This is a genomic window from Rhodothermales bacterium (assembly GCA_034439735.1).
GTDB lineage: Bacteria > Bacteroidota > Rhodothermia > Rhodothermales > JAHQVL01 > JAWKNW01.
This window is the reverse complement of record JAWXAX010000278.1, coordinates 23,745-38,106: the sequence shown is the minus strand read 5'-3', so window position 1 is coordinate 38,106 and position 14,362 is coordinate 23,745. Positions and strand designations below refer to the sequence as shown.

Sequence of the window (14,362 nt, the reverse complement as noted above, 5' to 3'; positions counted from 1 at the left end):
GACTGGCTCCGCGATGCCCCCTGGCTGCGGACGCTGATCCTCGTCATCGCCCTCCTCATCCTGCTGCTCATCGTCGTGTTTGTCGGCCCCCAACTTGGCGCCATCACGCCCGGCCTCGGGTCGCTCGCCGGCCTCGCGCTGGCCGTTGCCCTCGGGTTGTTGTGGCTGTTCCAGCGGACCGGCCGCGTCCGCGAGCAACAAGAGACGGCCGATGCCATCCGCGAAGACCAGCTCACGCCCGAGGCCATCAACCGCCTGCCGACCGTCCCCAACTTCGTCTTGACCCCCGTCGGCGCCCCGTTCCAGCCGGCCGCGGGCGGCGCCGACAGCCCGGAAGGCGTGCGGTTTAAGCAGGGGCTGATGGATGCGTTTACGCTCATCCAGGCCAGTGGCGAGGTCTCCGCCCGGCCGGCGCCGGTGGCCATGGACCTGCCGGCCGTCTGCACGCAGACGTTTCTCTCCATCGACCCCGCCGTCACCATTCCCCGGCGCACGCTCATCCGCATCCATATCCCGGAGCGCATCCGGCGCCGGCTCAGCGAGACGTTTGTCGAGGCGATGGCGTACCCCGAGTTCGACACGCCGATGTACAAGCCGCTGGTGGACCTTTCCGCCGAGCTGTTCCTTCCCAACATCCAGTACGTCGAGGAAAACAGCATCTCGCTGCTCGAGACCAACCAGCGGTTCATCGAATCCTACATGGTGGGCCTGAACCATGAATTTGGCCGCGAACTGCTCTGGCGCGAATATCCCACCGACCAGCGCGGCAGCTACTTCCGGCAGTTCTGGGATGTCAGCTCCTACCTCGACCGCTCCGGCGCCGACGCCGAGGCACTCAAGGAAGAACTGCGCGACATCCCGCCCATCCACCTGTGGTCCAAGTTCTCCGACCTCGGCGACCACGACCACCGCGAGAAACCCGGCGAAAACGAGGAAGAGCTCGTGCTCGTCATCCGCGGCGAGCTGCTCAAGAAGTATCCCACGGCCGTCATCTACGCCCACCGGGCCGAGTGGGTGCTCAAGACGGACGGCACGCCCGACAAAACGAAGCCGCGCGGGCTGGCGGCCATCACGCCGGCCGAAGAGGCCAATCCGCCCGATTCCAAGATCCGCACGCCGCTCTACGAGGCCAAGGTGGACCCCGACATCTACTTCTTCGGATTCGACCTGACGGCCGTCGAGGCGAAGGGCGAATCAGACGAACTGCCCGACGATCCGGGCTGGTTCTTTGTCATCAAGGAGCGCCCCGGCGAGCCCCGGTTCGGGCTGGATGTGGACCAGGACGGCGCGCCGGGAGGGACCAAAAATACCTGGAGCGACCTGTCGTGGACCGATGTCGGCGTGTTGCCCGGCGAGTTCCTGCAGCCGCTCCCTCCGCCGGCCGTCACCCTCGTACCGCCCACCGGCACCCCGCCGCCCGGCATGGACCAGCAACACGCGGAGGATATCCAGATCCCCTGGAATACCGCCATCAGCGCCGCCGAAATGGCCTACATCCTCTACCAGGTGCCGGTGCTCGTCGCCGTACATGCGTCGGAGATGTTGCCGGCTACCTGATATGTCGTCTCGACCGAAATCCCCGCTTTTGAGCATAGAGGTCAATGAAATAACGGCATTTATTGAATCTGTCTGTTTTTACAGCAAAACCCTTTAATTCATCGTCATCCCCGCGAACGCGGGGACCCATGAGAGCTTTGATTGTGGCGAAGTTCCGAGCCAGGAACGACAGGTGAGGTATTCTCGACCGATCTATGGTTCCCCGCGTGCGCGAGGATGACGATGAAAGTGAGGTTGTTGCTAAAAAAGAGCCTTTTTTGGATTGCCGACGTTGTTTTGATGCCCTGGCGCTTTTGCGGGGATGCGGTCGGGAAGACACTGGTTTTTAATTTTATCCACCGCCATGCCATTCAACCCTATCGCTACCAATCTCGAACAGGCGCGCCGGCAGAAGGAGCAGGCGCGGCTTGCGCTGCACCTCAACCGGGAACGCCAGCGGCAGGCTGAGGCCGAAAGGGCTAAGCTCGACCGTCGGTTCGATCCCGAAAACGACACGCACCAGCGACGGCTCCAGCAGCTCGAAGCCCGGCTGCGCGAGCTGGCCGGCAACGCGGTCAAGTTTGAATCCGCCCTGGCCGACAGCCTGGCGGCGGAGGGCCGGCTGGTCGATGCCTTTTTGCCGTTTTCCGACCCCCGCCAGAACCTCGGCCAGAAGGACGCGACGCTGCCGATCGCGCTCTTCCCGGTCCGCCTCGAAACCCGGTTCAAGCCGGTTACCGTGGACGGGGCGGCGGCCACGCAGCTGTGGGTGCGGGTGTATCCGGACGAGTGCCTGGTGGATACGTTCGAGTCGCTGCTGTCCGAAAGCGAACGCGAGAGTACCCGGTTTTTCTGGATCAACTGGGCGAAGGCCGGCGGCCTCGAAGCGGAGCAGCGCGCGGCCTGGGCCGGCCTCGTGGGCTCGTTCGGATCGGGCCGCGCTGCATGGCTGATTGAACAGCAGCGGCCGGCGGATGTCGATGTCTGGCCGGCCAAAGCCGACCCCAACGACCTCATCCTGGCCATCGCCGCCGAAGCGCCACTGCCGGCGACCGAGCGGCCGGCCGCGGCGACCTACTGGACGGCTGCCTGGCGGGCGGAAGGGGATGGGGTCCAGATCGCCGCCGCCCAGGCCGCGCTCAAAGCGGCCGTCGGGGCCGAGCGGGCGGCCGTGATTGCGGCCGACTATGCGCCGGCGAACTTTTCAGACACGCCGGCCTCGGGGTCCAGAGCAGACGCGGTCGTCCAGGTGATGTTTGTTGATCTGCCGTCGTTTCAGGAAAGCGAGGCGCAGCGGCAGAGCTGGTCGCAGGCGCCCCGCGTGAACGTGTTGCCCGAGCGGTTTGTGTTGCTGGGATATCGGAACAACGAGGTCGTGCTCGAGCACCTGGGTGAGATGATCCCCTCGCCGCTCATCGCCGGCCCCGATCCCCTCGCGCCGCCCGAGGACCAGCTGCAGATGGTGGATGGCGACATCGTCGTCGGCGCCCCGATGCAGTGGATGGTGGATTTCGACGAGGCCGAGCGCGTGGGCATGGGGTTTCGCATCACCCTCTCGCCGGCCGACGCGCAGGCCGGATTCGACCAGCTGATGGTACTCGGCGTCCGCCTCAGCGCCGACGAAACCGCCGCAAAAGAGGGGGTGGAGACGCTCTTCCGGCACCACCAACAGGGCACGGCTGGTTTCTCAATCCTCCCGAACGGATCGCCGACCAACAATACGGAAGGCGCCGGCTCGGGCTTCTCGCTGACCGAAGACGCCGACGCGTCGTTCGACGTCGTCTTCAAGCAAGAACCGCTCGCCCACGACCCCGACTTCCAGACGCGCCTCGACGGGCAGTGGCTGGCGGACACGCTGGGGGTGGACCTCGCCACGTTCGACCTCACCCCCAACAGCCGGGGCCGCGACCAGTGCGAGGCGCGCGCGATGAACGTCGCCCTCTGGCCGGCGACGCTCGGCTACCAGATGGAAACCCTCATGCAGCCGGTCTTCTCCGACGAGACCATCGAAGAGGCCCGCTGGTTTTTTACGCACTTCGTCACCGGCCGGGGGTTGGCGCCGGCTATCCGGGTGGGCAAACAGCCTTACGGCATTCTGCCGGCCACGGTGTACAGCCGGCTGGGCTGGCTGAAGTCGGGCGAGTGGCGCCTACCCGACGGCGTCCCGCATCCCGAGGGCTTTCGGTCGTTCCTGCAGGGCCTCGACCCACTGCTTCAGACAGTGAGGGCCGACTGGGCGGCTATGGCCGACGAGGTAGCGTTTGTCGGCCAGGCCGGCGACCCGCACCAGCTGCTGCTGGACATCGTCGGCCTAACGCCGTCGTCCATCGAGTTTTACCAGCGCTACGCCGAAAGCCGCGAGGAGGTCGAAAACCGGCTCAAGCTGATGGGGGTCTGGTCCTGGTTCCAGGAGGTGCCCTTCTGGATTTCCTACCCGATCATCGGGATGAACCTGCTCCAGAGTCTCGGCTACACCGGCGACGTCACCCCCGAGATCCTGGAGAAGTTCTTCCTCCAATCCCCAAACAAGCTCACGGGCCCGATCGTCGACGACGTCAAGCTCTCCGAAACCGCCCCGATTCGCGCTTACACCGACACCGGCCTTAACTACATCGAGTGGCTGGCCGCGGCGGCGCGAACGTCGCTGGACCAGGTCCGCCTCCAGGATGGGTTCACCAACGACCAGCCGCCGACAGCGCTCCTGTATCTGCTGCTCCGGTACGCCATCGAACAGGGATATTTCGACGCCGGCCTGCGGCTCTACGAGCAGTTCGAGGTGCTGGATCGCGTCCAGCTCCAGCAGGCGCGGATCGACCCGAGTTTCATCCACGTGAGCGAACGGCTGGCGGCCACGGCGGAGCCCATCGCCAGGGCGGCAAAACCTATCCAGCTCGACCAGCGCAGCGAGAGCCGGTACGAATACCTCTACCGGCCCGAAGCCGCCATCACCGGCAGCGACGCGCTCCGTGTCGTCGATTTTATCCCCGGCATGCTTGGCGAGTTATTCGGCACGCGCTACCTGACCGAACAACTAACCGCCCTCGACCACCTCGCGGCCACGCCCACGGCCCGGCTGGAGCGCGCCTTTGCCGAACACCTCGACCTCGTTTCGTATCGCCTCGACGCCTGGCGATGGGGACTGCTGCACTACCAGATCGCCTCCATGCGGTACCGCGCGCAGGACGATGGACCCGTGCGGCGGGGCGTGTACGTGGGCGCGTTCGGGTACCTCGAAAACGTCCGCTCCGAAAACAAAGTCCTCACTCCCGTCGAACTCGATGCCGAGTTGACGGACGTGTTCAAGCCGGCGGAAGAGCCCGTCCTCGTCCGCGACAGCACCAACGGCGGGTTCATCCATGCCCCGTCCATCAACCACGCCATTGCCGCGGCCGTCCTGCGCAATGGCTACCTCGCCAACGCCACGTCCGACGCGCCGGACGCCCTGAAGGTCAACCTCTCGTCGGCCCGCGTTCGGGTGGCGCTTGGCGTCATCGAAGGCATCCGGAACGGGCAGACGCTCGGCGCCCTGCTGGGTTATCAGCTCGAGCGCGGCCTGCACGACCGGCATGAGGTGGAAATCGACATTGTCATCTACACCCTGCGCAAAGCCTTCCCGCTGGTGGCGGACCGGATCTCGGACACGCAGTCGGCCGACGACGACGCCATCGAGGCTATCGAAGCCCGCAACGTGCTTGACGGGCTCGCGCTGGCCGACCACATCCGCACGACGGGCCAGGCGAATTACCCGTTCGGGAAGGCTTTGCCGACGATGGCCGACCTGGGCGTGGCGGACCCCGCCGGCGCCCTCGCCGCCGTCGATGAAGAGGTCAATCGGATGCTGGACATCCACGACGCCGTGGCCGACCTCGCCATGGCCGAGGGCGTCTACCAGGCTGTCCAGGGCAACTACACCCGCACGGGAGCCGCGCTCGACGCCTACGCTCGGGGCACCTTCCCGCCCGAGCCGCAGGTGGTCCAGACCCCCCGCAGCGGCCTCACGCTGTTGCATCGGGTGGGGATTCACCTGCCGGCCGGCCTCGACGGCACCGTCTCCCCGAATGCCCTGCTTGTCAGCCCCCGCGCCGAGGCCGAGCCGGCGGTGAATACCTGGATGAACGGGCTCTTGCCGGATCCTTCAACGGTCGTGTGCCACGCGGCGTACACCGACCCCGCCGGCGTGGATCACACCGTTGAGGTCACCCAGGCGCAGCTGGGCCTCCAGCCCATCGACCTCTTGTTTGTCGTGAATACCGACCTCGAACAGGCCATGGCTGAGTTGGACGACCGGGTGGTGCAGTTTGTCGTCGGCTCCCGGGTGTTGCGCCCGGACGTGGCCGTGGCGGTGGATTACACCCGCCGGCCCTCGGGCGCGCGGTACTCGTTTTTTGAGGTCGCGGCGCTGCTGAGGCACCTGCGCGCGGTCGTCCTCCGCTCCCGCCCACTCGTCGCGACCGACATCGCCCTCGTCAACGAGGCCACGCAGGAGGCGGCCAAAACGGTGGCGGTGAATGAAGTCCGGATCACCGGCCCGCTCGCCCGGCTCGAAGGACTCATCGCCTCCGCCGGCGACGACCTCGTCAAGCTTCTCACCGATGTCGACGCCGCGCTCGCGGATCCCGTCGCAAACCGCACCGCTATCCTCGCGGAGGTCGACATCTGGGCCGGCCGGTTTAACCTGCTCGCCGGCCAGGCCGTCTGGTTTGGGATGACGCAGGCCGCCCCGGGGTTCGTGTACGACGGCCGGAAAACACGCTTCGCCGCATTCCTCGCCCTGCTCGATACGCTGCTGATCCGGTGGGATGGCAGGCTCACCGCCCACATCGCGAAGATGGATGCCGCCGCCGTCGCCACCAGCGAGGCCGAAGGCGTCACCTTCATGCGCCAGGCCGAGGCGCAGATCGCCACCGACTACACCGTGCCCGAGCCGGCGACCCGAGCGGACTACGCAGCGGCCCTCGCCCCAAAACGCGCGGCCTTCGACACGCGCCACGCGGCCTTCCTGGCGCTGCGCGAGGCTCCGCCCGTTACCGTTGGCGGCCTCGCTGCGGCCATCGCGGCGCTGCTCCCGGTCGATGCGTTCGACATCGAAACCATCGACGTCGCCAGCGAGGAAGACGCCATCATCCGATTCGCGCAGGAGCTGCGCATCCGCATCGACGCCCTCGGGGCGGCCGTCACCCGCCGCATCGCGCTGGCCCACGCCGCGCTCGACGAGGCCGCCGCCGAAGCCGATCCCGCCCGGGCCGCCAACGCCCGGGTGCGCGCCGGCAAGGCGCTGTTCGGGGAAGATTTTAAGATCGTGCCCGAGTTCACCCTCGGCCCCGACCAGGCCGACGAGATACTCAACGCCTGGTCTGATCGGGATATACTCCTCACCCATCTCACCGACCCCGCCGGCCCGGACCTCGACTTCCCCGTCGACGACTGGCTCTACGGGGTCGCCCGCGTCCGCGAAAAGATGGGGCACTGGGAGCAGGCGTCCGTCCTGGCCGAGGCGTTCGGCCGGCTCGAGCTCACGCTCACGCCGCTCCAGCTACCCTACCGCGCGGACGACCGCTGGGTGGCGCTGCCATTCCCGGACGACTATGATTTTGTGGGGGATCGATTGCTCTATACGGCCCATTTTTCGGTGGATTTCGACCGGAACGCCGCCCAGTGTGGGCTGCTAGTCGATGAATGGACCGAGGTAGTGCCGGCGAAGGAGGAGACCACCGGACTCACGTTCCACTACGACCGTCCCAACAGCGAGCCGCCGCAGACGATCCTGCTGGCCCTGTCGCCGGCGTTTAATGGGGGCTGGACCTGGAACGACCTCGTCGACTCCATTCGCGAAACCATGGACGAGGCGCGGCTGCGGGCGGTGGAGCCGGCGCAGGTGGACGAGTCCGCCTATGCCGCTTTCCTGCCGGCCGCCATCATGGCCTCCACACGGCATCCGATTACCATCATGCTCAACCTGGCGATGAATAACCAATTGTTCAATACAATTTAATTGCCATCTCGACCGGCGGCCCGATGTATCGGGGCGGGGCGGAGAGGCCTCCATCAACGTGGCATCGATGCCCGCCGGGTTACGGCCTTCGTAATGTATTGTCACCTCGACCGGCGGCCCGATGTATCGGGGCGGAGCGGAGAGGCCTCCACCCACCGGGTTACGGCCTTCGGCCTAACCCGGCCTACAAATACTACAAATACAACCTGCAACCAAGATGCTCGAATACATCCCTATCGAAAACATGGAGCTGGCGCTGGAGGAGCGGTTGCTTCCCACCGTCACCCTGTGGAACCGGCTGGAGGCACGGCCGCGGTCCGACCAGTTTGATCGAGCGCTCCAGGCGGAAATCCGCGACCCGCTGTGGATGCTCACGCGCCAGTGGCAACTCGGCGAATTCCAGGGGGACGACGCCGGCTCGCCCATCTTCACTAAAATCCATATGGCCACCACCCGGCTCACCCGGTACAGGGCGGCGGAGCATCCGGCGCGTCCGTTCATGGAGGAGGTCCCGATAGAGGCGCAGGTGGAGCAACGGCCGCTGCCGTTCCAGGTGGGTGACCAGTTCGTAGCCCTCGACATCCGCCTCGCGATGGGCCGGCAGTGGGGGAAGATGCTCAAAAAGGCCAGCATCGGGCTGGCCGCCGGGTACAGGACAGCCTACGGGATCGCCGTCCCCGATCCGACCGACCCGGCCCAGGCGGGAGTCGTCGCCCATCGGCAGACGTGGCAGCAGGTGTCCGCCGTCGCCGGCGAGCGGGCCATGGATGGGTACCGGTTCTACCAGCACCTGAAGGCTGGCGGCGACTCGGGCGCCAATCTCCCGATCCCGCCATCCCCCTCCGAGGCCGCGGCGTTGCCGGCCCTCGCGGCGCGTTTCGTCGCCTGGTTCGAGGCCCTGTACTTCCAGCCCGACGAGCCCGAGGAAAACGCCTGGAAGCCGAGTTATCTCGAATACCAGTTTTCCTGCTCGGCGCCGGAGGGCGGAGCCGAGAAGGTGTACACGGCCGAGGAATACTACCAGGGCCGGCTGGACTGGTACAGCGTCGATGTCGATCCCGCGCTCAAGACCATCGACGGCGAGGCGCCCGTGCCGCCGCCGGCCGGTGTGCCGCCGCCGTCCACCACCCAGTCGTTTGTGCCCGTCCAGGTGACGTACGATGGGATGCCGAACACCCGCTGGTGGGCGTTCGAGGACCGGAAGACCAACTTCGGTGATATCGCGCCGGACACGACCGACCTCGGTAAGCTGCTGTTTATGGAGTTCGGGCTCGTGTATGCAAACGACTGGTTTCTGCTCCCGCACGCCCTGCCCGCCGGCAGCATCGCCACTGTCCGCGGGATGGCCGTGACCAACGTGTTCGGCGAACGGACGTGGGTGGAGCCCGCCGGCCAGGGCCCGGACGACGCCTGGCAGCGTTGGGCGATGTACACCGTCAGCAAACGCGGCCTGAACGATGCCGCGGCGGACACGAGTCTGCTCCTGCTGCCCACCGTCCCGAAAGTGCAGGAGGGCCCGCCGCTGGAAGACGTGCTGCTTATCCGCGACGAGATGGCCAACATGGTGTGGGGGGTGGAGAAGCGGATCCCGATGGCGTCGGGTGGGTCGGGCGCCGGCAACGAAGCCGGCTACGAGACCCGCGCGTTCCACCAGCGTCTGCTGCGGCAGGGCCTGGAAGGGGGGGAGATCGTGCCGGACGACATCGAGTACCAGGCCCCGATCCGCTACGAGGTGATGAACACCGTGCCCGAACACTGGATACCGTTTATCCCCGTGCACGTCCCGGGCAGCAACCGCGAGATCCAGCTCCAACGCGCCGCGTTGCCACGGGTGCTGCAGGATGCGCCGGCGAGCCTCCCCCCCGTGAAGATCGAACCCCGTAGCCTGTTATTGCGCGAGGGATTGGACGCCTCGTTGCCGTATTTCATCCACGAGGAGGAGGTGCCGCGAGCCGGCGTGCGCATGACCCAGGCGTTCCAGCGAACCCGGTGGTACGGCGGAAAGGTTGTCACCTGGTTCGGCGCCCGGAAACAGACCGGCAGGGGCGAGGGCGCCAGCGGCCTGGCGTTCGACCGGGTGGTGGAGACGCCCTTCGAAGAGTCGCCACCCGAGGAATGAGGCATGTTCGATCCCCGTAAGCATCATCGACGATCGATCAGGCTGAAGGGATACGACTACAGCAGGCCAGGGTGGTATTTCGTAACTGTTTGTATGTGTGACAAACGCATTCGATTGGGGCGGATTGAAAAGGGTCAGATGCGGCTGAATGCCCTGGGCCAGGCTGTCGCGGATGCGTGGTATGATCTGCCGCGGCATTATCCGCACGTCCGGTTGGATGCATTTGTCGTCATGCCGGACCATGCGCATGGCATTGTGCAATTGTTGGGGTATGGCAATGGCCGCGCCGATGGCGGTGGCCCCGTAGGGGCGGGTTTAAAACCCGCTACAACCGCCCCAACCGCCCGTCCGGACACGTCATTGCCCGGTCCGACCCCAACGCCACCACCAACGGACGCCGCCCCCCGGCGCCACGGCCTGTCTGAAATCATGCGGGCATGGAAAACATTTTCGGCACGTCGCATCAATATCCTGCGCGGAACCCCGGGCGAACCGGTATGGCAACGGGATTATTACGAATCCATCATCCGCGATCATGACGGGTTGAATCGCGTTCGCCGGTACATCGAATACAACCCGTTGCGGTGGGCCGAAAGGCGCAAATAATACGGAAAAGCGGCAGTCGACTCGGCACCTCGTAGCGCTAAGCCCTTACCGCCGGCTCTCGATATACCGCGCCACCTCCCCGACAGGCGCCAGCCAGACCCCGTTCGCCGGATCCGCGGCGTAGGCCATCAGCTCTTCCAGCATCGGAATTTGGGTGGTCTGGTTGCCACCCGTGCCGATCTCGTGGCCGGCGAGCACCACCCAGCTGTTGTGAGACTTCGCGAAATCGATCAGCGTCTCGATCTGGCTGAAGTCCTTCCCGTCCATCTCCTGACCCAACAGCTGCGCCATGTCGGCGAAGAGCGGGTCGTTCGGGCCTTCGTCCAACCAGCCGCGGCCGGTGAGGAAGAGTTCGTCGATAAGGGGGACGTAGCTCTGCGTGGACGCCCCGCGCCCGATAAACGTCATCCCACACGGATAGGCGAACGACACCGGCGCCACGCCGAGCATCGCCTCGATCTGCCGGCTCGCCTCCACCAATTCATCTCGCATCCGGTCCATCGTGTACGCCTCGTTGGCGTTGTCGCCGATCCAGACGAAGTTTCCCGTGCAGGGGTGGTTGATCGAGTGGTTGCCCATCTCGTGGCCGGCCGCCACCGCCGCCTTCCATCCCTCCAACCGCTCCGCCGCCCGGCTCGGGACCAGGTAAAACGTCGCCTTCACCCCATGCCGATCGAGCACGGCCGTCCCAACGTCCACCTGGCTATGCCGCGCGTCGTCGAACGACAGGCTGACCGCCGCCTGAACCCCATCCGGCCACGCGATGCGCGGGCGAGCGGGTTGCGCGCTGCTGGTCTGAACGATCAGTGTCAGCGTGACAATAAAAAGGAAGAGTCGCATGATAGGAATGGTTTAATGTTCGGGGTTTAAGGTTCAGAGACTGTTGAGATTTGTGTATTTCATAAGGAGCAAGTCATCCCCGCGCAGGCGGGGACCCAGAAAAATGCCAGTCAGATGGCTGGATCCCCGCCTTCGCGGGGATGACGATGCCTTAGATTGTGGAAATCCCAACAGTTTCTCAAGGTATAAAAACCCCTTTGAACCTTAAACCCCGAACATTAAACCTACTTCAGCGGCGTGAGCACCATATTCCGGTACATGACCGTCCCGTGGTCGCCCTGAAGGTAGATAGGGCCGGGCTTCGACATGTCGGCCTGCATCGCGCCGCCGGTGACGCCCAGTACGGGGGCGTTGTCGAGGATCTTCTTGCCGTTCAGGAGCACCGTCACGTGCTGCTGGTACAGCGTGATGTCCATCGTCTGCCACTCGCCGGCCGGCTTTTCGGCCGCTTCCGCCGGGGTGACGCGGCTATACAGCCCGCCCATGTTGTGGGAGTCGAGATCCTTACCGTAGCTGTCCACGACCTGGATTTCATACAGGCCGCGGAGGTACACGCCGCTGTTGCTGCCGGCGGGGATGTTGACCTCCAGTTTGAGATTAAAGTCCTCGAATTCCTGCTCGGTGCGCAGGTTGCCGTAGCTGTACGCGTGTGGGTCGTTGGCCGGCTGCACGGGGTCGTTGATGAGCAGACCGTTTTCGACCTTGAAGCCGTTTTTCTGCTCGGGGTTGATCAACTTCCAGCCGCTGAGGTCCTTTCCGTTAAACAGGGTGATCGGCGTGCCTTTCTGGGCCTTCGCGAGGTCGGGCGCCGCCGGCAGGGCCGCCAGCCGCGTGCCGGTGAAGCGGACGACCTGCGTGCTCAGTCCGTTGTCCGCCGGAAAATAGGCGGTGCCGACTAGCTCGTTTGCGCCCAGGACAAACTCGAACCGGTCCGTCACCTGGTGGGTGCGAACGGCTTTGTCCATCCCATCGTTCTCTTTCACGACGTTGCCGACGCGGGTGACGACCAGTTTGCCGTGCTCCTCATACGCACTGGCGACGGGCAATACGCTGCCGCCCATCCAGAGCAGCTCGGCATCCAGATAGCCTTTTTCGTGGTGCACGTTCAACCAGCCGGCGCCGCCGGGGATGTCCAGCGTCCACCGGCCCATGTAGCCGTGCATCTTGTGCATTTCTTCCATGCCGGCCATACCGTGCATGTCGTGTTGCTGGGCGAGGGCGGGCATCGCCAGCGCGAGGGTAAGCGCGAGGCTGTAAAGGGTTGTTTTCATGATCGGGTTGATGGTTTATGGATGTTGGGTGGCGCCATGAAGGGCCACGCCTTGGGGTGGCCGTACGACGCCGTCGAATGCCCGCGTCAAATCTGCGAATACGCTGTCGGGCGTAGGATGTAGGACGAGATGTTCGACACCGTGTCCTTGTAGTAGGGGTCGGCGCTGAGCGTCTTCCAGTCGGGGTGGGCCCGGAACGCGTCCCATGCGGCGGCGTGGGCGGCGAGGTCCTTGAAGGAAATCATGTAGGTCAGATTGGGCATCAGGCCGCCGGCGATCGTCTCCCCGAACCAGACCGGGTTGAGACCGGTGTCGCGGAAGATGGGGATTTCGCCCGCGTCGAACATCTCGACCTTCCGCCGCGCGGCGGTTTCGCTGTGGCTCTCGTAGATGCGGAGTTCGAAAATGCGTGGCTGATTGCCGGCGGTTTCGGCGGGGATTTCGAGCTTCGGAATCGAGTCGAACGCGCGGCTGAGGGAGCTCTCGAAGCGGACGAACCCCGGGCTGCCGAGCGGGGGGCTCAGGAAGTCGGCGCCGGCCTCCTGGTACGCGGTGTCCTTTGCGAGGCGGGCCGTTAGTGTCGCGGCGGATTCGAGCGAGTCGTGCGTGAGGAGGAGATACAGCGACGGCACGTTCGGGCCATGCACCACGCTGAACACGCCGACGGCCGGGATGCCGTGCCGGTTCCAGGCGGGGATGGCCACGTCCTTCAGGAAGTTCTCAAGCCGCTGCCGGCCCGGGCCGACGAGCGGCTGGTAGTGGCGGAGCTCAAAATACTGGTTGCCGGCCGCGGGGGCGGAGGCGAATCCGGGCACGGCGGCGAGGGGCGCCAGGCCGGCGGCGGCTACGAAGTCTCGTCGATTCATGGATGGGTAAGGGTTCAAGGTTCGATGTTAAATGTTCAAGGACACCGCATTACGTTGGGCAGGCCACGACCCGTTCACTTTGCATTTTGCGATTTGCATTTTGCATTATTTCTCCAGTCGCACTATCGGCGCCTGGGCCGGGCTCAGGATGATCCGGCCCCAGGTGCTGTCGTCGTCGCCGGTGCCGTAGATCATGAAGTGGCCGCCGTAGTCGCCCCCGTCGGGGTCGGTGTGGACGATCATGATGCCATATTCATCGCCAACCTGAGGCGGCTGCCAGCGCGGGTCGCTGGCGCCGAGCGTCGGGGCCATGGCCACCCGGGCCTCAAGGATGAAGTCGCCGGCGCTGTCTCCCCAGGGGTTCATGCGAACGGACCACTCGACGGCGCTAGTTGGGATGGGCTCTTCGAGCATGCGCTGCCCCCGTGCGCCGTGGCGCCACCAGGCGCCGTGGGGCGGGTGGGATGCGTCGGCCACGAAGCAGAAGCCATTATCTCCCTGACCAAACCATTCGGGCGCCTCGTCGCGCGGGGCCTCGATGAACCAGCAGATGGCGTCTTTAAACATCCAGCGGTGGGGCTCGTGGGCGGGGTCGGCGAGGTCGCTTACGTTGTCGTGCACCTCGGCGCCGAAATAGAGGTACGTGTCGTCCCACGCCGTATAGTAGCGGGCGCTGAGGTCGTCTTCGATGTGGGGTTCGTTGTTGCCGTGGTCGGTAAGGCGATTGCGCCGGCCTTCGTCGTACCAGGGTTCGTGGCGGAGGCGCGCGATGTCCCATAGGCCGTCGCTGAACGCGGCGTCCTTCCAGTCCTCCAGGCGCCCGTCGATGGCCGGGGCAGTAGGGAGGTAGGGGACGTAAAGCCGGTCGGCGACGATGGATTTGGCCTGGGCGAAGGCGCTGGAAGCGCTTAGCGTGAGTGCGAGAAAAAGAAGCAACTGCCGTGGCATGGGGTAGGTGTGTGTCCGTGAGGGTTGTACCCAAAGTAGCGGCCAGGCAGGCGACTTGTCAACCGATTATAAAACAACCCTCTGCTGGGCCATATCCCATACCTCACGATCGCTTAAAGTATGCCGGCTCGCGGTCGAAACCAGAGACAGGTTTTTCCTCAAGGTGAAGCGCCGCGCAACCGAT

8 protein-coding genes are annotated in these 14,362 nt (G+C 65.2%); 4 read left to right on the top strand and 4 right to left on the bottom strand.

Annotation, left to right across the window (positions count from 1 at the left end; translation table 11 throughout):
- The 4 genes from SH809_19465 to SH809_19450 all read left to right on the top strand — a co-directional run.
- Window positions 1-1,557 (top strand): hypothetical protein (locus SH809_19465; GenBank protein ID MDZ4701899.1); only part of this gene is annotated, 1,557 nt, incomplete at its 5' end.
- Window positions 1,558-1,900: 343 nt separating this feature from the next.
- The gene (locus tag SH809_19460) at window positions 1,901-7,528 is read left to right on the top strand and encodes a hypothetical protein (protein ID MDZ4701898.1); all 5,628 of its coding nucleotides are present in this window, start codon (window positions 1,901-1,903) and stop codon (window positions 7,526-7,528) included.
- 217 nt (window positions 7,529-7,745) lie between these two features.
- Window positions 7,746-9,647, top strand: a complete 1,902-nt coding sequence (locus SH809_19455) for a hypothetical protein (protein ID MDZ4701897.1) — start codon at window positions 7,746-7,748, stop codon at window positions 9,645-9,647.
- 3 nt (window positions 9,648-9,650) lie between these two features.
- The gene (locus SH809_19450) at window positions 9,651-10,253 is read left to right on the top strand and encodes a transposase (GenBank protein MDZ4701896.1); all 603 of its coding nucleotides are present in this window, start codon (window positions 9,651-9,653) and stop codon (window positions 10,251-10,253) included.
- 45 nt (window positions 10,254-10,298) lie between these two features.
- Here the strand turns inward: SH809_19450 and SH809_19445 are convergent, their stop codons facing one another.
- The 4 genes from SH809_19445 to SH809_19430 form a co-directional block, all read right to left on the bottom strand.
- Window positions 10,299-11,093, bottom strand: a complete 795-nt coding sequence (locus tag SH809_19445; protein ID MDZ4701895.1) for a polysaccharide deacetylase family protein — start codon at window positions 11,091-11,093, stop codon at window positions 10,299-10,301.
- A gap of 224 nt (window positions 11,094-11,317) precedes the next feature.
- Window positions 11,318-12,364 carry a DUF1080 domain-containing protein gene (locus SH809_19440; GenBank protein ID MDZ4701894.1) on the bottom strand — a complete coding sequence of 349 codons (1,047 nt, stop codon included), beginning with the start codon at window positions 12,362-12,364 and terminating at the stop codon, window positions 11,318-11,320.
- An 86-nt stretch (window positions 12,365-12,450) separates the two neighbouring features.
- Window positions 12,451-13,230: an NIPSNAP family protein gene (locus SH809_19435; GenBank protein MDZ4701893.1), complete on the bottom strand. Its 780-nt coding sequence runs from the start codon at window positions 13,228-13,230 to the stop codon at window positions 12,451-12,453.
- A gap of 105 nt (window positions 13,231-13,335) precedes the next feature.
- Window positions 13,336-14,178: a sugar-binding protein gene (locus tag SH809_19430; protein MDZ4701892.1), complete on the bottom strand. Its 843-nt coding sequence runs from the start codon at window positions 14,176-14,178 to the stop codon at window positions 13,336-13,338.
- Window positions 14,179-14,362: the final 184 nt, after the last annotated feature.

What these genes read in the sequence shown, in the direction of transcription:
- SH809_19460 (MDZ4701898.1), top strand. Translation starts at nt 1,901, where the DNA reads ATGCCATTCAACCCTATCGCTACCAATCTCGAACAGGCGCGCCGGCAG.
- SH809_19455 (MDZ4701897.1), top strand. Translation starts at nt 7,746, where the DNA reads ATGCTCGAATACATCCCTATCGAAAACATGGAGCTGGCGCTGGAGGAG.
- SH809_19450 (MDZ4701896.1), top strand. Translation starts at nt 9,651, where the DNA reads ATGTTCGATCCCCGTAAGCATCATCGACGATCGATCAGGCTGAAGGGA.
- SH809_19445 (MDZ4701895.1), bottom strand. Translation starts at nt 11,093, where the DNA reads ATGCGACTCTTCCTTTTTATTGTCACGCTGACACTGATCGTTCAGACC.
- SH809_19440 (MDZ4701894.1), bottom strand. Translation starts at nt 12,364, where the DNA reads ATGAAAACAACCCTTTACAGCCTCGCGCTTACCCTCGCGCTGGCGATG.
- SH809_19435 (MDZ4701893.1), bottom strand. Translation starts at nt 13,230, where the DNA reads ATGAATCGACGAGACTTCGTAGCCGCCGCCGGCCTGGCGCCCCTCGCC.
- SH809_19430 (MDZ4701892.1), bottom strand. Translation starts at nt 14,178, where the DNA reads ATGCCACGGCAGTTGCTTCTTTTTCTCGCACTCACGCTAAGCGCTTCC.